Below are 19,711 nucleotides of genomic sequence, written 5' to 3'. Positions count from 1 at the left end.
GCTTTTCTTTATGTTGATTAGTACATCTACTAGTCTGAATTTCCCTACTTGCTCAATTTTCGTGTTTATTTCACACTTTGTCACACGAATTTCAGCATCGAAGCAGTTAATTAGACCACTAATTAAGAAGATGCCGGTTGCTCTTCTATTCTTAATCCACCAGATCCTCCTGATGAATCTTTACCTGTAAAAAATAATTTCCGATCCTTGTACATGAAAAACACCGATAAGCTAAATGATAGAATATCCGCTACAGGAAAAGCGATCCAAACGCCCCACACACCAAAAAATTGCGGTAATATCAACACTAATGGAATGAGAAATAATACTTGCCGGGACATAGACAAGATCAAAGCAGGTTTCGCTTTACCTAAAGCTTGATAAAGTCCGCCACTTACCACTTGCACCCCAATCAAGAATGCCATCGCGAACATGATTCGCATTCCATCTGACCCTGCGGCAATGACATCAGGGTCTGGTGTGAACACCCTCATAAACACTCCTGGGAAAGCCATGATTACCACAAATACTAGAATTGAAAAAGCAGTTACCACCTTAAGTCCAAGAATGATCGTTTCACGCATACGATCGAATTGTTGCGCTCCATAATTGTAACCTATAATTGGTTGCATTCCTTGAAGAATCCCCATCATTGGCATGAGGGCGAACATGGCTATCCTCTGCACCACCCCAAATACCCCAACGTAAAATTCTCCTCCGTAGCTAATCAGCATTGCATTTATCGCCACCATCATGATACTTCCCGATACCTGACGAACAAAAGCCGGTAGCCCAATAATAACTACTTCTTTTACAATGGCAAACTGAGGCATCATTTCCGAGATTCTTATTTTAAGTGAACTCTTTCCCGCTAAATAGTAGTGCAGGATGATTAATGAAATACTAGCTTGCGAGATCACCGTCGCAACAGCCGCACCTTGCACACCCATATCTAGTAAAACGATGAAGACAGGATCCAATAGGATATTTAATACAGACGGGATGATCATCGTCATCATCGCAAAACGGGCATTTCCTTCTGAACGAATAATCGCGTTCGTTGTAAAGGAAAAAGTGAAAAAGATCGTCGCTAACGTGATCGGAAAGATATAGTCTAAAGCATAAGGCAAAATATCCGGTGTCGCCCCAAATAACCGGAGCAACGGTTCTAACACAGTAAACGAAGCGATGACGCCGATGAAACTAAACACGACGATGAGTGAAATGATATTGCTAAAAACACGATTCGCTTCCTTTTCTCGTTTTTCACCCAATCTTCTTGATATAATCGATGACCCACCAATTCCTAACGCAGCTGCAAGAGCCATCATAATAATCATAATCGGGAAGGCAAAGGTTACACCTGCTACGCCATCAATCCCGACAAAATAGGAAATGAAGATGGTGTCCACGACATTGTATAAAGCCATAACGATCATACCAATGATAGCTGGAATGGACAGTTTCTTAAGCAGTTTTGGAATCGATTCTGATCCTAACTGAGTACTTTGTTCTTTTTGGTTCATGGTTAACGGCCTTCTTTCTTTTCATCAGTCGACCCTGGCTCCATCTCTTCTTTTTGCTGCAAATTACTTTGCATCCGCTTGAGCCAACTAATCATCAGACCTTTTTCTTCTTCAGTGAAGTTTGCCATTAAGTCATCATCCAATTTATGAAGCTCAGACCACAATTTATGACCTAAATCTACACCTGCTTGAGTCAAACTAATCACTTTCGTACGTCGGTCTTTTCTGCTCGCGCGTCTCTTGATCAGCGCGTTTTTTAATAGCGATTCAATTATCCCATTCATTGTAGAGGCTTGAACGTATAGTTTTTTTTGTAGCTCCGACTGCATTAAATCACCGTGACGTTCCAACATATAGATGACTCTTCCTTGTGCTCTAGTTATGCCATAATTGGACAATTCCAAGTTGTGCCTATTGTTTACGAGATGAGTGACTACACTCATTTGATAAGCAGTAAATTTCTCTATATCTCTGTCCAATTAGTTAGCCCCCTAAGTATTTAATGTTTATAATATATCAATATTACTAAGTAAAATCAATATTAATGATTGAATAAACCATTATTTTAATTAGCCTCCTAACATTACGTTTCACGAAATATGTCATATGTAGAATTGCCCCCTGCGAGCGAATGCTTACCAAACAAAAAAACCTTACCACTAAGGTAAGATCTATTTGCTACTTATTCGGTTAATGACAATAGGCCAATCCGTATTTATCGAATGTTCCTGTAACGTCAATAGTGAAATCTATATCTGTTTGTTCTTCATTTAAAATGACTGCAACTTGATATTCGTCATCCAAATGCTGATCAATTAGTGAAATGGCATAGCTTCCGTATTCTTTTTCAAGACTTGTTGAATCAACCCGAATCAAGTCTTCATCTAGCTCATGAAGGTCTGAAATCAACGTAATTGCCTCTTTTTTTGCATGTTTCTCTAATTCATCTTCAATACCGTAAACATAGATCCCCGCCACTACGGTAAAAAAGAATATAGTAACTATACCCACTACTAACTTTTTTTTCACCCTTCACACCTCATTTATAAGGTTCTTTTCATTATTATAAGGGATAAACCTTGTCCATGTCATTAATTCCGAGTAAATTTATAAGATAAATAATTGATTGTGACCTTTTTGTTGGTGTTTTTTTCTGATTTGGAAACGCAAGAACCGTCCCCCTGGTTACCCAAAAGAAAAGAAGCTGGGATCACTTGATCCCAGCTTCTTTAGATTATTCACCTTTATTTATGGCTATGAGCTGCTTCAAGATAAGATTGGATATCCACCTTTAGCTCATCTGCTAATTTTTTACCTAGTTCTTCGTCGGCTCGGTAGAAGTTGCAAACGACTCTCATAACCGTTTCTTCTTTGACCTCTTGTAAATCAGAAGTGATATTCTTAATCACGGCAGCTTGCTCCTCAGGAGAGTAGTTGCGCCATACTCGACCTGCTTGACCGAAATCGTTCTTTTTCTCAATTGGCTGACGTCCAGCAACACCTTGGACTGGAGCTTGATGATCGCTTTGCGAATCATCTTCTTTAGGTGTATGTTCATAACGATTTGGCTCGTAGTTTATTCGATCATTTTGCTGGTTAATCGGCATGAACCCATCCCTTTGATTGTTGTTTACCTGTGCAAAGGGGCAATTGATTGGCAGTTGTAAATAATTAGCACCGACACGATATCTCTGCGTGTCAGAGTAGGAGAATAAGCGTCCTTGCAACATCTTATCTTCAGACGGTTCAATACCAGGTACGAGGACTCCAGGATTGAAGCCGACAGATTCCGTTTCAGCAAATACGTTATCGACATTTCTGTTTAAAGTCATTGTTCCTACATGGTGGTAAGGAAAATCTTCTTCTAACCAATCTTTCGTTGCGTCAAGCGGGTTAAAGTCATATTCATCTAGATCTTCCGGTTGAAGGAATTGCACGTAGAGGTCCCATTCTGGGAAGTTTCCGCTGTCAATCGCTTCATAAATGTCCGCCGTCGCATGGTTAAAGTCTTCTCCTTGAATTTTCCCTGCTTCCTCTTCAGAAAGATTTTGAATCCCTTCCTTAGGTACCCATCGTAGTTTCACATATACATAGTTTCCATGTGCATTAACCCACTTAAAAGCGTGTACACTGGATCCTCGCATGAAACGGTATCCTTTAGGGATCCCTTCATCAGAGAATAGATGGAGCATCATATTTGTGGATTCCGGCGTAAGAGACATGAAGTCCCAGTAACGGTCCGGATTCTGCATATTTGTTTTTGGATCTGGTTTTAATGAATGAATGACATCAGGGAATTTCATTGCGTCGCGAATGAAAAACACTGGCAAGTTGTTTCCTACAAAGTCATAATTTCCTTCTTCAGTATAGAATTTAACAGAAAATCCTCGTGGATCTCGAAGTGTTTCTGGAGAGTGAAGACCATGAATAACTGTTGAGAAACGTGTGAATATAGGCGTTTCTTGCCCTTCTTCTTGCAAGAATTTCGCTTTCGTATATCGTTTCATACTATTTGCTACTTTAAATGTTCCGTGAGCTCCGAAACCTCTTGCGTGAACAACCCTTTCAGGTACACGTTCACGGTCAAAGTGAGCTAATTTTTCGATTAGTTGATAGTCTTCAAGTAATGTTGGACCATTCTCACCTGCTGTTCTGGAATTTTGATTGTCATGAATAGGTACACCTTGATTCGTTGATAATTTTTTACTCATGCCGTTACATTCCTCCTTGTATCTTAGTCAATCGATTAACGAAGGACCTGAGTCTCAGCTCATGTCCTATTATACCTTTTTATTTTAAATAATTACAAATAAGAAACATTTTTAATTAACGTGAAATGAACAAACTCTATTACAATAGGTTTTAAAGGTTATATCCCGTCATTACGAACGTCATCATTATCATTTATAAACTCATATTATCACTGTGCAAAGTTTGTTAAATATAAGAAAAGTCGGTATATAAATATAATTTCCCTCTAATGTAATTAGTAAACACGTTTACTAATACAAACAACATTTGACTTAATCAAGTAATTGAGTTATAGTAGTTCACGTGCTCCATTTCAGCACGATCGTTTTTGATCGATTAAACATGTAAGTAATAGAGAACACCGAAACTTACATTTACAACTTTTTATAAAGATCTGGAATCCTGTTAAAACTTCGAGTATGCCTTATTTAAACTGGCGCGGTCTCGGAGCCGCAAGGATGAAAGAGAGGTAGGGCTTTCATTATCTAAGCAATATTAAGTCTATTGCAGGTATTTACCGCGGCAATTTATAATCGATAAGAAATCATAACGATCACACATGTATAAGTGTCGTTAACTTATATAATTAACAAAAAGCAGGCTCCCATAGGGACGCCTGCTTTTTCAATGGTATGATTTAACTAGCTGTTTCATGACAAAGGCTTTTTCTAAACATTGTAACCGGCTTGTAGAACATTTGGATCAACGGCCCGATTCCAAATGCAACGAGCACCGTCCCTAACCCAATTGGTCCTCCAATGAAAAAGGCAACGATTAGGATCGTCACTTCCAAGAATGTCTTAGAAAACGAAAGACTTTTCCCTGTTAACTTATGAAACACCATCATGGAATGGTCAATAGGATTTCGAGCGAAATTAGATTGTAAGTAACATGAAATTCCTGCCGCAGCACTTAATACCCCTGTGATGAGCATCGCTAAACGAATCATCACTGAAGCTATAGCTAATTCCGGAAATGCAACTAGTAACCAAAAATCAACCATACTGCCAATGAGAAACATCGTAATTAAAGCTGCGAAATCCGGTTTTGTTTTTAACAGAAGACCGTTTACTATAATGAGCAAAAAGCCGACGATAAACGTCCAACTCCCCACTGTAAGTCCGATATTAACTGAAAGAGCGACAAATAGCGCATCCCAAGGTCCTGCTCCCAGTCCCGCTAAAATAATCATACTAATTCCAAATGACAGGAGAACGAGACCAATTAAATAAAACAAGCCAATAATCAATCTATTTTTCATCACTTGCACCTTCTCTACTCTAAAACTTTTTTGCTTTAGCAAAATTTAATCTTACCATCTTTTCGATGAACTGACTAGATGAATGATGATTTCTCCACCTTGAAAATATGAGCGAATATAGTCGAAATTGTTGTGGTGAAAATGGTAAACTACTAAAAGAACTAAGCGAATGATTTGAAGGAGCGATTGAATTCATGTCACATAGTAAAAAGTTATTAATTGCCTCTGCCGCGTTCGGTGTCATCGGTGTGATGATGGGAGCTCATATGGCAGGCGCCGGATCTTATGCGCTACGTCCCGTTCATGCACATGTCCTTGTAGTGGGGTGGTTATCCCTCTTCTCTTGGAGTATATTCTACAAAGTTTATCGGCCTACTGACGGCCTACTGACGAAACTCCACGTGTTGACAGCACTCGTCGGAGCCATTGGATTAAATTTCGGGATGTACATTTTCATGTTAGATACGATTCCTTTACCAGATGTATTCTCCCTAATATTTTACATTGTTAGTGGATCGATATTAGCTATGAGCTACGTTCTGTTTTTTGTTCTAGCTATAAAGCAGCCTGACGATTGAAATGGTTCACAGAAAGGAAGCGCCCCAGCTGTTGGGACGCTTCCTTTTTGAACATATGAGTTACTCTAGAGCTTCGATCGCCTGTTTTACTGAACCATAAGTTGTAAAATTAGAAAAATCGATGTCTAGTCCTTGAGTTCGCATGGCAATCTTCGGAGTGACTCCTGTAATAATCAACTGAACACCTTTAAGCTTTAACAAATCATTCAATTGAAAAATACCGACTGTTGCCTGTTCATCCATGTTAGAAAAACCTGATAAATCCATAATTAATATTTCCACATCTTCTTTCGTTAACTCAGGAAGAATGCGCTCAATGATACTATCTACCCTATGTTCATCGACATTCCCTATTAAAGGAAGAACAGATACCCCTTTCTTAATCGGCACTAACGGCGTTGACAAAAGTTCGATTTCACGATTATATGTAGAAATCTTCTCTTCCGCCTGTTTAAAATCTGAAATATCTTTTTGAATCCCTACAATGTAGTATTGATCTTCTTCTTCAAGATAAATCGGATCAAGATGGAGCAAGTTCCAGAACGGATCCCCATTCTTTTTATAGTTTAAGATTTCAACTGATACAGGCTCGAATTTCTCGACAGCCTGCCTGATTTTGTCGACTGCTGCTGGGTCTGTTTTCTCCCCTTGCATAAAACGACAGTTGTGCCCAATGACTTCTTCTTGCGAGTATCCCGTTAAACTAGTAAACCCTTGGTTTGCATAAATGACCGGATTATCAGGAAGATTCGGATCTGTAATGATGAAAACTAGTTGAGTTTTCTCAAGCACCTTATCTTTAAGCTTTTGGATGTGAGGCAACACCCTCCACTCCTTTCTCGTTTCTCATGATGTACTTTCTTCTTACTCCATATCATAACTGAATGAAATAGGTTTAGAAAGGGTGGATTAAATGACTCATTCAAGAAAATTCGTATATTGGTCTGGCAGCAACAAAAAATCCCAACATTCTAGAGTGGGCACCTCACGTACTTGGGATCTCTCAATTGGCCACTTTTATGTGTTGCCGTGTTCGTGGGTGAATAATTCTGATAAGACAAGCGTACAGGCACCGATTAGGGAACCTTCTTCACCTAAATCGGAAAGGACAATTCTCGTCTTTTGAGCCTCGAAGCTTAGTGCTCTCGTTTCAATCGTTTCGGTAATTGGTCCCATTAAGAACGAACCTGCCTTTGAAACCCCTCCGCCAACGATGATCATACTAGGATTCAAGAAATGAATTACGTTCAGGATACCAAGCCCTAAGTATTCACCTGTTTCTCGCAAAATTTCTTTTGCGACAACGTCTCCTTTTAAAGCCGCCTCATAAATCACTTGACCCTCTATTTCACGGTTCCCTATTTTTGTTAATTCGGTTTCTACACCTTCTTCAATTTTCTTGCTCGCACGTTCCTTCAAAGCTTGTCCAGAGGCAAGCGTTTGGAAGCACCCTTTGTTCCCGCAAGAACATGTGGGACCATTTAAATCAATGATTGTATGCCCCACTTCTCCTGCCAAACTATTATTTCCGTGAAACAGACGGTTGTTGAGAACAATCCCGCCGCCTATCCCTTCTCCAACATTTAAGCAAACGAAATGATCTGTTTCTTTTCCAGCTCCAAACCACTTTTCTCCCAATGCCAATGCTTTCGCGTCATTTTCCACTCGCACAGGAAGATTAAATTCCTCTTCAATGACGTCCTTTACCGGAACCTTCTCCAGCTTCAATGTAGGGCCATGAATCGCGATGCCTTTTTCATGATCGACAATCCCGTGCATAGCGATACCAATCCCTATGAGCTTATCTCTGCCTTCGCTCACCTCTTCAAGAAAAGAGTGCAAGATTTTTTTCAAAAAAAGGAGAAATTCCTCTTCATTTAATGCCTTCGAAACGGGCATGGGTTCCACTTTCCGCTTTGAGACTTCCCCATTGAGATTCGTTACAGCAAGTCGAACCTTATTAACTCCAACATCCACACCTACAATGTAGCGACTATTGGAATTAATCGTTAAAATAATCGGCTTTCGTCCACCATTTGACTTTCCAGACCGACTCTCTAATACAAGCTCCGCATCAATCAGTTCATTGACAATATTCGTCACCGTAGGGGGCGTCAATTTTGTTTTCTTCGCTATCTCCGATCGGGAAATGGCTCCGTGAATTCGAATCGTATTCAAGACCACCGACCGGTTCAGCGACTTCATTAGTTGAAAGCTGCCAGTTATGGGAGATGCCATTGATTCACCTCTTTCCTTTCCCTAAACAATTATTTCAGTGTTTCAAGAAATCGGAGGAAGGCCCGTTGACCGTCAGCATCACGCTTAAATACACCTGCATGAGATAAAATCTTTGAAAAAATTTGGCCCACTTCTTGGTGTAAGATCTCTTCTGCATTCTCCGCATGAAAATCTGGATAACGTTCCTTCACATCCATTGCCCAGTCATGATGTTTCGCAATTTCTTCGTTCATCGCAATTTCTTTTTGAGGCTGATCGGTCAGCATCGCTTTCGCCAATTGATTCAGTTCTTCCTTTAATCTTCCAGGTAAAACAGCTAAACCCATGACTTCTATCAGACCAATATTTTCTTTTTTAATATGATGGACCTCTTTATGAGGATGATAAATACCCATTGGATGCTCCTCAGACGTGAGGTTATTTCGTAACACTAAATCAAGCTCAAATTTCCCCGACCTAAAGCGAGCAATTGGTGTAACCGTGTGATGGGGGGTATCTCCACTATAGGGAATGATTCCGACTGATTTATCTTCGTAGTTTTGCCATTTTTTCCGAATCATTTCTGAGGCCTGAACCACTTGGTCTTTGTTTGTTCCTTTCACGCGGACAACGGACATGGGCCATTTCACTTTACTCACTGTAACATCTCCGAACTGATCAAGGACTTCCTCTTCTTCCTCGGCAGCTCTAGCCATCGGAAATTCATATTTACCTGCTTGATAGTGATCGTGGCTGAGAATGGATCCCCCGACAATCGGTAAGTCTGCATTAGAACCTATAAAATAATGTGGATACTGTTCCACAAAGTCAAGTAGGCGCTGGAATGTACGCACTGTTATTTTCATAGGCTCATGTTTAGCCGATAGCACAATGGCATGTTCATGATAATAAACGTAAGGAGAAAACTGCAGATGCCACTCTTCTTCGTTTAATTCCACAGGAATTGTTCGCAAATTTTGTCTAGCGGGATGATTTAATCTGCCCGCATACCCTACGTTTTCTTTACAAAGAAGGCATAACGGATAGTTCGCCGTGGCGACATTTTTTGCTGCGGCAATTTCTTTTGGATCCTTCTCTGGCTTAGACAAATTAATCGTGATGTCCAAGTCACCATATTCTGTAGGCGTCTTCCAATTCATGTTCTTCGCAATTCGATTTCTTCTTATATAATGGACATCTTGGTTCCATTCGTAAAACCAAGCCGTTGCTGCTTCTACCCTGTCTGCATGCTGAATCTCTCTGAAATCTCTCGTAACTTCGGATGGTCGCTTCGTAAATACCGCCATCAACTTCGTATCTAATAAATCCCGCTCCGTCACAGTGTTATGAGAAAGAAGCTCATTCTTATGAGCCCAATCCAATACTTCATCCAGTATTTCATGAAGGGGTCTGCCCTCGAAAGCTTCCTCATGAACAGAATGCTCTGACTCATCAAGATTTAATATTTCCATGAGTTGATTTTTACAAAAGATCGCATCGTCCACTTCTATCAATTGTTGATCCAAAGCATAATGAACCAATTCATTTAATCGTTGATCGATCGCCATTTTCTCATCTCCTCTATCCTTAGGATTTGTAACCCTCTGGGTGTCGTTGGTGCCACTTCCACGCTGTTTCAATGATAGATTCAAGGTCTGGATACTTAGGCTCCCAACCAAGGGTTGTTTTTGCTTTTTCAGAAGAAGCAACAAGTGTAGCCGGGTCTCCTCCTCTTCTTGCAGCGATCTCTCTAGGAATTTCCTTACCTGTTACTTTTTCAACGGCATCGACCACTTCTTTCACGCTGAAACCGCTCTCATTACCTAAATTAAACACGTCAGAATCTCCACCATCACGAAGATACGTTAAGGCAAGTAAATGGGCTTGAATTAAGTCTTTTACATGAATGTAATCTCGGATGCACGTGCCGTCAGGAGTATTGTAATCATCCCCGAAAATCATGATTTTGTCTCTCTGCCCAAGGGCCACTTGCAATACGATCGGAATTAAATGAGTTTCCGGTTGGTGATCTTCACCTATATCAATTGTAGGGTGAGCCCCAGCCACATTAAAATACCTCAGTGCTACATACTTCATTCCGTAAGCATTGGCACACCATTTCAACATTTTTTCGATAGCGAGTTTGGTTTCGCCGTAAGGGTTTGTTGGAGCAGTGACTTCTGTTTCTTTTATCGGTACATTCTCTGGTTCACCGTATGTGGCAGCCGTTGAAGAAAATACGATATGTTCCACCTTGTATTGTTCCATTTTTTTCAGCAGACAGAGGGCTCCGTAAACGTTATTGTCGTAATATTCAAGAGGTTTCTCTACACTTACACCTACTAAAGAATCGGCAGCAAAATGAATCACTGAATCCACCTGATGATTAGTGAATACACGATCTAACACTTTCTCATCTCGAAGATCGCCTTCATAGAAAGTCGCTTCCTTTGAAACTGCCGAACGATGTCCTGTCTGCAAATTATCAATGACGATAACGTCCTCTTTCTTCTCTATTAATTCCGCCACCGCATGACTGCCAATATAGCCTGCTCCTCCACAAATTAAAACGGTCATATCATGTCACACTCCTTCTTTATGTTCATTAGTTATTTCACGAGTGCCTTCGCCAATATCAACGACGTAAAACTCTGGTTCAATACCTGTTCGCTGTTTATACGTTTCAGCCATTCGACTGAGCGTGTCGTCTAACCCGTCTTCATTAATCAGGTTCACGGTACAACCGCCAAATCCTGCACCGGTCATTCTGGCTCCCAGTACGGTTGGTTCAGCCCAGGCTGATTCCACTAACGCATCTAAATGTTCTCCAGTCACTTCGTAATCATCCCTAAGGGAGCGATGGGACTCGTTCATTAATTCACCAAATGCAACCAAATCTCCTTGCTGAAGCTTCTGCTGTGCATTGAGAGTACGAGCGTTTTCATCCACCGCATGTTTCGCTCGACGTTTAGCCGTGTCATTTGAGATCATCGATTGATACTGCTCAAATTGAGCCGGAGTCATGTCGCATAGGTTATGAATTGAGACCGTTTTTTGCAAATCAGTCAATGCCGCTTCGCACTCGCTTCGTCGTTCATTATACTTGGAGTCGGCTAAACCCCGTCGCTTATTCGTATTGGCCAGTACAAGCTTAACCCCCTCAAGCTCTACAGGTGCGTAACTGTATTCCAACGTATTACAATCCAGTAAGATTGCATGATTTTTCTTACCCATGCCAATAGCAAACTGATCCATAATTCCGCAATTCACACCAATATACTCATTTTCTGCCCGTTGACATAACTGGACCATCGGAATTCGCTCCATGTGAAAGTCATTTAGTGCGTCCCACGCAATAGCCATGGCTAGTTCAATAGAAGCCGAAGATGAAAGCCCTGCTCCATTGGGAATGTTCCCGAAGAAGTATGCATCAAAGCCTTTCGCACCCTCTAATCCCTGTTCTTGAAACATGTGAATAACACCCTTTGGATAGTTTGCCCAATCATGTTCTTCTTTGAATTCCAACTGGTCTAAAGATGCCTCAATCACGCCTAGTTCAGGGAAATTCTCTGAGTAAAAACGAAGCTTCCGGTCTTGTCTCGGAACAATCGTCACATATGTCCCTACACTTAATGCACAAGGGAAAACATAACCTCCATTGTAGTCGGTGTGCTCCCCTATTAAATTCACTCTTCCCGGCGACAAGAATGTCCGCGGTATTTCATTCGTTTCAAATACCTTCTGAAATGATTTTTCTAATTTGTTCAGCATCAAGCCCACACTCGCTTTCTTGTTTAAATTAATCGATTGATTTAATTAAGATAATTATTAAATGATATATACGTGGTTTTTCTCTCTTAATTTGTAGTATACATGATTAAAATCGCAAATGAAATCTTTTTTAATTAATTTAATTAATGTTTTAGATGAGAAGTTATATCTATTATTTTCTCCAATAAAGGTCTCTACTCTAATGTACTATCTTGTAAAAGGAAGCTTTGCGCTCCCTTTCTACGGATGAGAAGACGGGGCTCCTTTTGGTTTCACTCCCTATTTTTTAAATAATAAGATCTGGGTTATGACTGCTAAAATAGGAAGTTCTAATCCACCCTTTCCCTTTATAAGCTTTACCTTTTCACCTTTAAATGACCATTCCCTTGTCTATAAAATTTTGATAAACTAATGTTCGATATCTTTTAGAAGGGAAACAACATGAGATACTACACCCATATCACTACCTCACTTTCAAGCGTCATCTTATTAGGGGAATGGCTCCCAGTAGATGTGTCTGTAACATCCACAGTAGCCGTTTCCGGTCTCATACTTGGATCGGTTCTCCCTGATCTCGACGAGTCTAGATCGTGGATTGGCCGAAGGATACCCGTTCTTTCAACGATAATCAAAGCGTTATTCGGTCACCGAAGCATTACTCATTCAGGTCTAATTTTGACTCTCACGATCGCAGCTATGTTTCATTTTTCCCACGAGTTCATACTTGGATTGTTATTAGGGATCGCTTTGCACATTATCGCCGACTTCTTTTCTGTAGGCGGAATTCCCCTCCTATACCCTTTATCAAAAAAACGGTCTCAAGTGGCCCTCTACCGAACAGGCACTTGGACAGAAATGTTGATTTTCATCGGGGGACTAAGTGTTATCTTTTATTATCTATTTCAGTGAAGCATTGTTTTTGACATGGTGCTTCACATGCTTTATACTTTCTTTTTGTAAGTGATTTTAGGATTTATAAGTAAATGAGGGATTGGTTTGAACTTAACATTCCAAGATTATATTAGTATCAAAATCCATCAGACGGATTTAAGTCTCACAAACTATATTAAGTCAAAATTGGAGCCTTTCAATCTCGCGCCCGAGCAAAATCTCATTATGATGTTGCTATGGGAACAGGATGGCTTGACTCAAAACCAACTGGTAACCAAGCTCAATAAGGATAAAACAAATGTTGCGCGAATGGCGTGGAACCTTGAAAAAAAAGGCTTTATTGTTCGTAGTCATTGTCCGGCTGATCGCCGAGCTATGAAATTGTTCCTGACTGATTTCGGGACGGAATTGGGCGAGCAAGTGATTCCAATTGCCGAAGAATTTGATCAAACCGTTTGTAAAGGATTAACAGAAGGTGAACTAGCGGAATTAGATCGCTTGTTATCAAAAATCAATCTGAATGTTACTCACTCATTATCCTAATTTGATCATTACCATTTAGTTGCTATAACAACTTTGCGCTTGAACAGTTGCTATAACAACCAAAATAACTATATTTATTTGGAGGTTTTTTACTATGGCAAACGTATTATTTATTAAAGCAAACTCTAGACCGGCAGATCAATCTGTTAGTGTGCAACTTTACAACACATTTTTAGAGAACTACAAGGAGACTCATCCAGAAGATCAAATTACTGAACTTGATCTCTTTGAAGAAAATTTATCTTATTACGGAAATGAAAAAATCACCAGCATGTTCAAATCCGGTCAAGGTATGCCGTTAACTGACTCAGAGCAAGAAGAAGCTGCTCATGTAACAAAGTACTTGGATCAATTCTTAGCAGCAGATAAAGTCGTCTTTGCGTTTCCTTTATGGAATTTCACCGTACCCGCTGTGTTACACACGTATTTTGATTACCTTGCCCAAGCAGGCAAAGTGTTCAAATACACTGAAAACGGTCCTGTAGGATTACTCAATGGTAAAAAAGTGGCGATCGTTAACGCACGCGGTGGTATTTATTCTGAAGGCCCTGCTCAACAAAACGAGATGGCTGTGAACTACGTAACAAATATGCTTAACTTCTGGGGAATTCAAGATATTGAAACAGTGATTGTAGAAGGTCATAATCAATTCCCAGATAAAGCAGAAGACATCATTAAAGAAGGTATTCAAGAAACTGCTGCAGTAGCCCAAGGATTTTAAATCTGATTCAATAAGGTGGCTAAAAACATGACTCAACGAAAAACAGAAATGTTTCAGCGAGAAGTGAAGGATTCTTGGTACGTAAACTATAACCAACTTGGTTACCCTCACGTTCAGCAAGGGTGGGTCTTACCACCTGATCGTCATAAAGATTTCGATCCTTTTATTGTTATGGCGGATGATTGGTTTAAACGAGGAACGTTCTCAGATCATCCCCATCGAGGATTTCAAACGATTACGTATGTCGTCGATGGGAGACTTGAGCACACCGATAACCACGGAGGTCACTCCATCTTGGAAGCTGGAGATGTACAGTATATGAACGCAGGATCCGGCGCTCGACATGCCGAAGAAGCGGTCGATGATGACTTGATTCACACACATCAATTGTGGCTGAATCTACCGAAACACTTAAAAAATACGACAGGATCTTATCAAAACGTCTTTGTAGAAGAAGCTCCGGTCGCCCCTTTTGAACACGGATCTCTTAAAGTTTACGCCGGTCAGATCGCAGGCACAACTGGTCCAATGAAGAGCCTTGTTCCAATCATCATGACCGAGCTATCCTTTAAAGAGCCAGGAGTTTATTCCTATATCATTCCTGAAAATCACAATGCCTTTTTATTTGTCCGTTCTGGCGAAGTGGAAATTGGTCACGATCGTACTACGTTAACGAAAACAGGCGTGGCAACAATCACTTATCCTGCTAATGGAACAGAGGCAGAAAGTGAACTTGTGATTAAAGCGAATGAGCGATCAAAAGTTCTTCTCTATTCAGGCGTCCCACTAAAGGAAAACGTGGTGACTGGCGGACCTTTTGTCATGAACTCAGAAGAAGAAATTCGCCAAGCATTCAGCGACTTCCGTAATGGAAAGTTCGGCCCTCCAGTTAAATAAACTTGTAAACCAGCAGGATGATATCTTGCTGGTTTTTACACCTTCACCCAAATAACAATTTAAACAGCCCCATGCTAAATAAAATGCAAAATGGTAGAAGCTCTCCCATTTGCTGAAACTTGTATAAAGACATTCTATAGGATATAAACAAACCTAATAAAAAGAACAGGCCAAACTGCGCTCCCGCTATGAGCGGAAAATATCGACCAAGGGATTCAAATCCTGCTGATAAACCAAACCCTACGTTATCTACATTGATAATAATAAAGAGCTTCAAAGCGATCGCTCTTTTAAACAAACCTTTTCCATCAATTAAATGATACAAGCTAAGAATAAGCAAAAAAATTCCGGATATTTTGTTAAACAAATGAAAAGGGATGACATCTTCCAAGGCTGAGCCAACTTGATAAAAGGCCCACAATATCAGACCTGTACCGATCGTTAGTAGGAGAAAGTGTCCCAGGGGGAAATACAACCTGCGGAAACCGATGAGCCAACCCCATATAAATCCGTCAAAACTAATAAAAAGAATCATAAATAATGCCGAAAGAAATTGCATCCTGATCACCTGCCTTCTGTTTTTATATCTATGCCCGTCTTCAATAAATTATCAGAGCTTGCTCAGAAATAGAATCAGCCCCCTCTAAAGTGCAATGCGAAATATATTTACATGGTGCAAATGGTGTTAAATCCCAAAAATGATAAATTTACCAAAAATAATATGATCTCATGTTTAATTTCTTCTGTAAGGGGAAACTAAAAAAGTGGGTACAAGAATATTTCTTCAAAAAGGAAGGGATGATCTAGAAATGGACGGAAAAATGAAAGAATTAGTTGATGGACTTAATGAAGATTTAGCAAATGAGTATGCAGCAGTAATTATGTACACTTACAATGCAGCAGTGGTTTCTGGTCTGTACCGGCAAGTATTAAAACCATTCTTTGAAGGGGAAGTCGTTGACGAAACAGGTCACGCTCTCTACTTATCAGAAAAAATCAAAACACTAGGCGGAACACCTACAACGACGCCAGCACCTGTTAAGCAATTAACGGATGTGAAAGATATGCTTGTTGAAGCGAAACAAGCTGAAATCGATACGATCGAACGCTATGAACAACGTAAAGAGCAAGCTGAATCTCTAGGTCTAACTGAACTAGTAGTAAAACTGGAAGATTTCATTGCTGACGAAACCGGACATAAAGAAGAAATGGAACGTCTGTTAGACGATCCACGCTTATAATTCATTATGAAGAAAAAGCTATTTCCTTAAATGGAAATAGCTTTTTCAAATTATTTGGTCGTCTATTTTATTTTGCTATGAACCGATTTGTGGCGATCTCCCGCTTTTTTGTTGCATTCCTCTCTAGATTTGCGGCGCTTTTCCACTTTTTTGTAGCACTCCTCTCCTGAATTAAAGCGATCCGAACGACAGGTGCTTACATCGTCATTTTTTACCAATAGTCATCCTACGTTAGTAGTGAATGTCTTGGTCACGTATCTATATCTTCCAGTATATGTTACGGTGGCTGTAAGGCAGAAATTGAAAGGAGCTCATTTATGGAGCTAATTCTTCACACGAATCGTCTTAACCTAGCTGCCTGCTCTCACCACCTTTTTCCCCTGATGCAAAAGGAACTTTATGATACTCACCCTCATATAACCGCTCACCTTGACCAGCTTGAGAAAAACCCTACTCTCTATGGATGGGGTCCGTGGCTGATCCTTCAAGCTAATCACCAACATATTGTCGGAGATATCGGATTTAAAGGAAAACCCGATCATCGCGATTCTTTGGAAGTTGGATATGGAATTCGTCCACAATACCAAAACAATGGTTTTGCAACAGAGGCCCTAGAAGGTTTAATTGACTGGGCTTTCAATCAAAAACACGTTCGATCCGTTACCGCTCAATGCCGTCATGATAACTACTCATCAATTAGAGTATTAGAAAAAGTCCACATGCTCCCAATGAAAGAAGAGTTTCAGATGATTCACTGGTGTCGCAAAGCAAATATTCTATTAAAAAAATAATAACCGTCCCCTCATGAAAGGGACGGTTATTTAATACAATATCTTTATTGATTCCGTATAGTTTGTGAACGCTTCGGAAATTTTAAAAGCTATTTTAAAGTAATATTTAATTTCTTCTTCGGCTCTTTTACTTTAACCATTTCTTTATCGAACCCAAGCCAGTCTGCAAATTCGTCGACACTTGGATAGCGCTCATTAAAAGCAAGCTGCCCATCTACCACAACTGCAGGAAGGGCATCCGGTCCTTCGCTTCCCAACAATTCATTGACTTGTTTATTATTAGCAAATTGATCTGGCTCTTGAGCTAAGTTATAACGCAACACATCGTATCCTTGATTCACAAGTTGGAGATGAAGTCTTGATATTCGAGTTAATTCAGGGTCTACACTTGGGCCGCATACCCCTGTGGGACAACATAAGGCAGGATCAAAGATTTCAATTTTTTTGTTCATGAATCATCATCCTTTTCGTCTATTTAGTAGGAATCGTTGTGCAAAAGACTCGTCTCCCATTTGAATTAAGTCCATCTACTTCATGTTTCATCGATGGCAACTCAGCTAAAATTTTGTTCAATAATTCTAGATGAGTATACTCTTCATTCAGTCTGTAAAATTTCCATTGGCCTTGACTACGGATCTGGATAATTGACGCTTGGCGAAGTTTTTTCAAATGCTGACTTACTGCCGGTTGACTCATATTAAGCAAATCAATCAGATTACAGACGCAAAGCTCTTCTTCATATAGATATAATAGAATTTTCAGTCGGTTTTCATCATTCATCATTTTAAATAAAAGAGCCTGTTCCACTAATGAGTGTTTTTTCGTCGTTTCCATCTAACTCCACCTCCTTGTATGAACGGTTATATAATAAATCAGTTATATAATTAGTTGTTTATATTTTAACAGGTTCCGCCCATAGGATCAATCGGTGAGAAGACTTAATTTTTTTCTAGAAGTATACTGAATCTATTTAAGATCTCCTTGGAAGAATCTCGTTTATACGAGAAACAAGCGTCACCGAGCAGAATAGAAAACTCCTTAATGCTGGAATATAAAAATTAATCAAGGAAGTACCTCAAGAATAGTTGCGAAATTCGTCGAATATTGTTAAATGAACGAATACATCCGCTATACGATATAACTCCCACTCTATACGATGTAACGTCGTTTCTATATGAATTAAATGCCTTTCTATACGGTGCAACTACTCCTCCCACCTTATCGACAGCACAAAAATTTATAGTTTCAAAACATGAAAAACTGGCCCCCTTTAAAGAGAACCAGCTTACAAACAGTATTAATCATTACGTAAATCTTCACCGACGATTTTGGCTTCCAATTCTAATTCTACGCCAAAATTATCTTTCACTGTTTTTCGAACCATATCGATTGTAGCAATATAGTCTGTGGCGGTAGCATCGTTTTTATTTACTATAAAGCCTGCGTGTTTCGTGGATACTTCTGCCCCACCGACTCCTTTTCCTTGCAGTCCACTGTCTTGAATCAGCTTTCCTGCGAAGTATCCTGGTGGTCGCTTGAAGACACTTCCTACTGATGGATATTCTAAAGGTTGCTTTGATTCCCTTTGAAACGTAAGATCATCCATTTTTTCTTTGATTTCTATTTGCTCAGCTGATTGAAGATGAAATACTGCTTCCAAGACAATCATGTTCTTTTTTCCAATAATGCTTGTTCGGTAATCAAGTCCGAGCTCTTCTTTCTTGAGTGTAAGCAATTCGCCATCCTCACTCACGGCAATGACATGATCAATGACATCTTTCACTTCTCCACCGTAGGCGCCAGCATTCATCACCATAGCACCTCCAATGGAACCGGGAATGCCACAGGCAAACTCTAACCCTGATAATCGGTGATTTAAGGCGATCTGCGAAGCTTCTTTAATATCTGCTCCACCTTGAGCTTTGACCTTTTCTCCTGTAACAGTGATGTCCGTTAAGTTTTTCATATGCATGACGAGTCCTCTTACACCGCCATCACGAACAATCATGTTCGATCCATTTCCAAGAAGCATAAATGGGATCTCGTATTCATTTTTCAATCGAACGATCACCGCTACTTGTTCATACGTTTCTGGTAAGACAAACAGATCTGCTTTGCCACCTATTTTCGTCAGAGTATGGTGGCTCATCGGTTCGTTTCTTAAAACGATATCTTGCGGGCAGATCTTTATTAATTCTTCATAAAGTTTATTTAAGTTCATATAGTTTCCCTCTTTACCTTTGAATTTCAATTTATATTCTACATTATAAGAAGGAAAAACGAAAAGGTTAATTTTTCGTACCGTGTTGACATATCCTACCTTTACGATTTATACTTCTCGTGAAAGAAATAAATAATTCCTCGTTAGGTGAGGCTCCTGTATGGAGACACGCTACTGCCCAAAAACGTCCAAAGACGCCAATGGGTCAACAGAAATCATCGACATAAGGTGATATCTAACGTAGCTGGACGTTGTCCTATGCCATACAGTGCTAAAGCTCTACGAATGGAGGCAGAAGCATG

21 protein-coding genes and 1 riboswitch are annotated in these 19,711 nt (G+C 39.9%); of the genes, 7 read left to right on the top strand and 14 right to left on the bottom strand.

The genetic code is table 11. From position 1 onward, the window contains the following. Nucleotides 1–122: 122 nt before the first annotated feature. The 5 genes from CR194_RS17950 to CR194_RS17930 form a co-directional block, all read right to left on the bottom strand. On the bottom strand, nucleotides 123–1,526 hold the full coding sequence (locus CR194_RS17950; protein WP_110611608.1) for an MATE family efflux transporter: 1,404 nt from the start codon (nucleotides 1,524–1,526) through the stop codon (nucleotides 123–125). Between the two features lie 2 nt (nucleotides 1,527–1,528). Next, nucleotides 1,529–2,005 carry a MarR family winged helix-turn-helix transcriptional regulator gene (locus tag CR194_RS17945; protein ID WP_110611606.1) on the bottom strand — a complete coding sequence of 159 codons (477 nt, stop codon included), beginning with the start codon at nucleotides 2,003–2,005 and terminating at the stop codon, nucleotides 1,529–1,531. A 211-nt stretch (nucleotides 2,006–2,216) separates the two neighbouring features. Beyond that, nucleotides 2,217–2,555, bottom strand: a complete 339-nt coding sequence (locus CR194_RS17940; protein WP_110611603.1) for a hypothetical protein — start codon at nucleotides 2,553–2,555, stop codon at nucleotides 2,217–2,219. 215 nt (nucleotides 2,556–2,770) lie between these two features. Next, nucleotides 2,771–4,237: a catalase gene (locus CR194_RS17935; RefSeq protein WP_110611601.1), complete on the bottom strand. Its 1,467-nt coding sequence runs from the start codon at nucleotides 4,235–4,237 to the stop codon at nucleotides 2,771–2,773. A 677-nt stretch (nucleotides 4,238–4,914) separates the two neighbouring features. Further along, complete coding sequence (locus CR194_RS17930) at nucleotides 4,915–5,538, bottom strand: YczE/YyaS/YitT family protein (RefSeq protein ID WP_110611599.1); 624 nt, start codon at nucleotides 5,536–5,538, stop codon at nucleotides 4,915–4,917. A 194-nt stretch (nucleotides 5,539–5,732) separates the two neighbouring features. On the opposite strand from CR194_RS17930, the gene CR194_RS17925 reads away from it, so the two are divergent. Continuing rightward, nucleotides 5,733–6,116 carry a hypothetical protein gene (locus CR194_RS17925; protein WP_110611597.1) on the top strand — a complete coding sequence of 128 codons (384 nt, stop codon included), beginning with the start codon at nucleotides 5,733–5,735 and terminating at the stop codon, nucleotides 6,114–6,116. 60 nt (nucleotides 6,117–6,176) lie between these two features. Here the strand turns inward: CR194_RS17925 and CR194_RS17920 are convergent, their stop codons facing one another. The 5 genes from CR194_RS17920 to CR194_RS17900 all read right to left on the bottom strand — a co-directional run bounded on the left by CR194_RS17920 (nucleotide 6,177) and on the right by CR194_RS17900 (nucleotide 12,104). Next, nucleotides 6,177–6,938, bottom strand: coding sequence for a PAS domain-containing protein (locus CR194_RS17920; RefSeq protein ID WP_110611595.1), 762 nt, complete (start codon nucleotides 6,936–6,938; stop codon nucleotides 6,177–6,179). A 195-nt stretch (nucleotides 6,939–7,133) separates the two neighbouring features. After that, nucleotides 7,134–8,354, bottom strand: coding sequence for an ROK family transcriptional regulator (locus CR194_RS17915; protein ID WP_110611593.1), 1,221 nt, complete (start codon nucleotides 8,352–8,354; stop codon nucleotides 7,134–7,136). 29 nt (nucleotides 8,355–8,383) lie between these two features. Continuing rightward, nucleotides 8,384–9,901, bottom strand: a complete 1,518-nt coding sequence (gene galT / locus CR194_RS17910) for a UDP-glucose--hexose-1-phosphate uridylyltransferase (RefSeq protein WP_110611591.1) — start codon at nucleotides 9,899–9,901, stop codon at nucleotides 8,384–8,386. Nucleotides 9,902–9,920: 19 nt separating this feature from the next. After that, nucleotides 9,921–10,910: a UDP-glucose 4-epimerase GalE gene (gene galE / locus CR194_RS17905; RefSeq protein ID WP_110611589.1), complete on the bottom strand. Its 990-nt coding sequence runs from the start codon at nucleotides 10,908–10,910 to the stop codon at nucleotides 9,921–9,923. 6 nt (nucleotides 10,911–10,916) lie between these two features. Beyond that, nucleotides 10,917–12,104 (bottom strand): galactokinase, encoded by a 1,188-nt coding sequence (locus tag CR194_RS17900; RefSeq protein ID WP_110611587.1) that lies wholly within the window; start codon nucleotides 12,102–12,104, stop codon nucleotides 10,917–10,919. Nucleotides 12,105–12,545: 441 nt separating this feature from the next. Between CR194_RS17900 and CR194_RS17895 the strand changes: the two genes are divergently transcribed. From CR194_RS17895 to CR194_RS17880, 4 genes are all read left to right on the top strand, one after another. Beyond that, nucleotides 12,546–13,013, top strand: a complete 468-nt coding sequence (locus tag CR194_RS17895) for a metal-dependent hydrolase (RefSeq protein ID WP_110611585.1) — start codon at nucleotides 12,546–12,548, stop codon at nucleotides 13,011–13,013. Nucleotides 13,014–13,100: 87 nt separating this feature from the next. Then, a complete protein-coding gene (locus CR194_RS17890) occupies nucleotides 13,101–13,538 on the top strand; it encodes a MarR family winged helix-turn-helix transcriptional regulator (protein ID WP_110611583.1) in 438 nt (145 codons plus the stop codon). A 94-nt stretch (nucleotides 13,539–13,632) separates the two neighbouring features. Further along, nucleotides 13,633–14,259, top strand: a complete 627-nt coding sequence (locus CR194_RS17885; protein ID WP_110611582.1) for an FMN-dependent NADH-azoreductase — start codon at nucleotides 13,633–13,635, stop codon at nucleotides 14,257–14,259. Between the two features lie 27 nt (nucleotides 14,260–14,286). Continuing rightward, a complete protein-coding gene (locus CR194_RS17880; protein ID WP_233254413.1) occupies nucleotides 14,287–15,156 on the top strand; it encodes a pirin family protein in 870 nt (289 codons plus the stop codon). A 43-nt stretch (nucleotides 15,157–15,199) separates the two neighbouring features. Here the strand turns inward: CR194_RS17880 and CR194_RS17875 are convergent, their stop codons facing one another. After that, nucleotides 15,200–15,715 carry a hypothetical protein gene (locus CR194_RS17875; RefSeq protein WP_110611580.1) on the bottom strand — a complete coding sequence of 172 codons (516 nt, stop codon included), beginning with the start codon at nucleotides 15,713–15,715 and terminating at the stop codon, nucleotides 15,200–15,202. A 250-nt stretch (nucleotides 15,716–15,965) separates the two neighbouring features. On the opposite strand from CR194_RS17875, the gene CR194_RS17870 reads away from it, so the two are divergent. Both CR194_RS17870 and CR194_RS17865 read left to right on the top strand, forming a co-directional pair. After that, entirely contained in the window at nucleotides 15,966–16,397 is a 432-nt protein-coding gene (locus CR194_RS17870; RefSeq protein WP_110611764.1) for a ferritin-like domain-containing protein, read from the top strand. 317 nt (nucleotides 16,398–16,714) lie between these two features. Next, nucleotides 16,715–17,188: a GNAT family N-acetyltransferase gene (locus tag CR194_RS17865; RefSeq protein WP_110611578.1), complete on the top strand. Its 474-nt coding sequence runs from the start codon at nucleotides 16,715–16,717 to the stop codon at nucleotides 17,186–17,188. Nucleotides 17,189–17,277: 89 nt separating this feature from the next. Here the strand turns inward: CR194_RS17865 and arsD are convergent, their stop codons facing one another. The 3 genes from arsD to murB form a co-directional block, all read right to left on the bottom strand. Beyond that, entirely contained in the window at nucleotides 17,278–17,640 is a 363-nt protein-coding gene (gene arsD / locus CR194_RS17860) for an arsenite efflux transporter metallochaperone ArsD (protein WP_110611576.1), read from the bottom strand. A gap of 19 nt (nucleotides 17,641–17,659) precedes the next feature. Beyond that, nucleotides 17,660–18,022, bottom strand: a complete 363-nt coding sequence (locus CR194_RS17855) for an ArsR/SmtB family transcription factor (RefSeq protein ID WP_110611574.1) — start codon at nucleotides 18,020–18,022, stop codon at nucleotides 17,660–17,662. Between the two features lie 463 nt (nucleotides 18,023–18,485). After that, a complete protein-coding gene (gene murB, locus CR194_RS17850; RefSeq protein WP_110611572.1) occupies nucleotides 18,486–19,409 on the bottom strand; it encodes a UDP-N-acetylmuramate dehydrogenase in 924 nt (307 codons plus the stop codon). Nucleotides 19,410–19,541: 132 nt separating this feature from the next. Further along, nucleotides 19,542–19,707: riboswitch (M-box (ykoK) riboswitch) on the top strand. Nucleotides 19,708–19,711 lie beyond the last annotated feature (4 nt).

Origin of the sequence: Salipaludibacillus keqinensis, from assembly GCF_003226325.1 — a bacterium.
Lineage (GTDB): Bacteria > Bacillota > Bacilli > Bacillales > Salisediminibacteriaceae > Salipaludibacillus > Salipaludibacillus keqinensis.
Note: the sequence above shows the minus strand (reverse complement) of the source record. Positions and strands in the feature narration are given on the sequence as shown.

What these genes read in the sequence shown, in the direction of transcription:
- CR194_RS17950 (WP_110611608.1), bottom strand. Translation starts at nt 1,526, where the DNA reads ATGAACCAAAAAGAACAAAGTACTCAGTTAGGATCAGAATCGATTCCA.
- CR194_RS17935 (WP_110611601.1), bottom strand. Translation starts at nt 4,237, where the DNA reads ATGAGTAAAAAATTATCAACGAATCAAGGTGTACCTATTCATGACAAT.
- CR194_RS17930 (WP_110611599.1), bottom strand. Translation starts at nt 5,538, where the DNA reads ATGAAAAATAGATTGATTATTGGCTTGTTTTATTTAATTGGTCTCGTT.
- CR194_RS17925 (WP_110611597.1), top strand. Translation starts at nt 5,733, where the DNA reads ATGTCACATAGTAAAAAGTTATTAATTGCCTCTGCCGCGTTCGGTGTC.
- CR194_RS17915 (WP_110611593.1), bottom strand. Translation starts at nt 8,354, where the DNA reads ATGGCATCTCCCATAACTGGCAGCTTTCAACTAATGAAGTCGCTGAAC.
- galT (WP_110611591.1), bottom strand. Translation starts at nt 9,901, where the DNA reads ATGGCGATCGATCAACGATTAAATGAATTGGTTCATTATGCTTTGGAT.
- galE (WP_110611589.1), bottom strand. Translation starts at nt 10,910, where the DNA reads ATGACCGTTTTAATTTGTGGAGGAGCAGGCTATATTGGCAGTCATGCG.
- CR194_RS17900 (WP_110611587.1), bottom strand. Translation starts at nt 12,104, where the DNA reads ATGCTGAACAAATTAGAAAAATCATTTCAGAAGGTATTTGAAACGAAT.
- CR194_RS17895 (WP_110611585.1), top strand. Translation starts at nt 12,546, where the DNA reads ATGAGATACTACACCCATATCACTACCTCACTTTCAAGCGTCATCTTA.
- CR194_RS17885 (WP_110611582.1), top strand. Translation starts at nt 13,633, where the DNA reads ATGGCAAACGTATTATTTATTAAAGCAAACTCTAGACCGGCAGATCAA.
- CR194_RS17880 (WP_233254413.1), top strand. Translation starts at nt 14,287, where the DNA reads ATGACTCAACGAAAAACAGAAATGTTTCAGCGAGAAGTGAAGGATTCT.
- CR194_RS17875 (WP_110611580.1), bottom strand. Translation starts at nt 15,715, where the DNA reads ATGCAATTTCTTTCGGCATTATTTATGATTCTTTTTATTAGTTTTGAC.
- CR194_RS17870 (WP_110611764.1), top strand. Translation starts at nt 15,966, where the DNA reads ATGGACGGAAAAATGAAAGAATTAGTTGATGGACTTAATGAAGATTTA.
- CR194_RS17865 (WP_110611578.1), top strand. Translation starts at nt 16,715, where the DNA reads ATGGAGCTAATTCTTCACACGAATCGTCTTAACCTAGCTGCCTGCTCT.
- arsD (WP_110611576.1), bottom strand. Translation starts at nt 17,640, where the DNA reads ATGAACAAAAAAATTGAAATCTTTGATCCTGCCTTATGTTGTCCCACA.
- CR194_RS17855 (WP_110611574.1), bottom strand. Translation starts at nt 18,022, where the DNA reads ATGGAAACGACGAAAAAACACTCATTAGTGGAACAGGCTCTTTTATTT.
- murB (WP_110611572.1), bottom strand. Translation starts at nt 19,409, where the DNA reads ATGAACTTAAATAAACTTTATGAAGAATTAATAAAGATCTGCCCGCAA.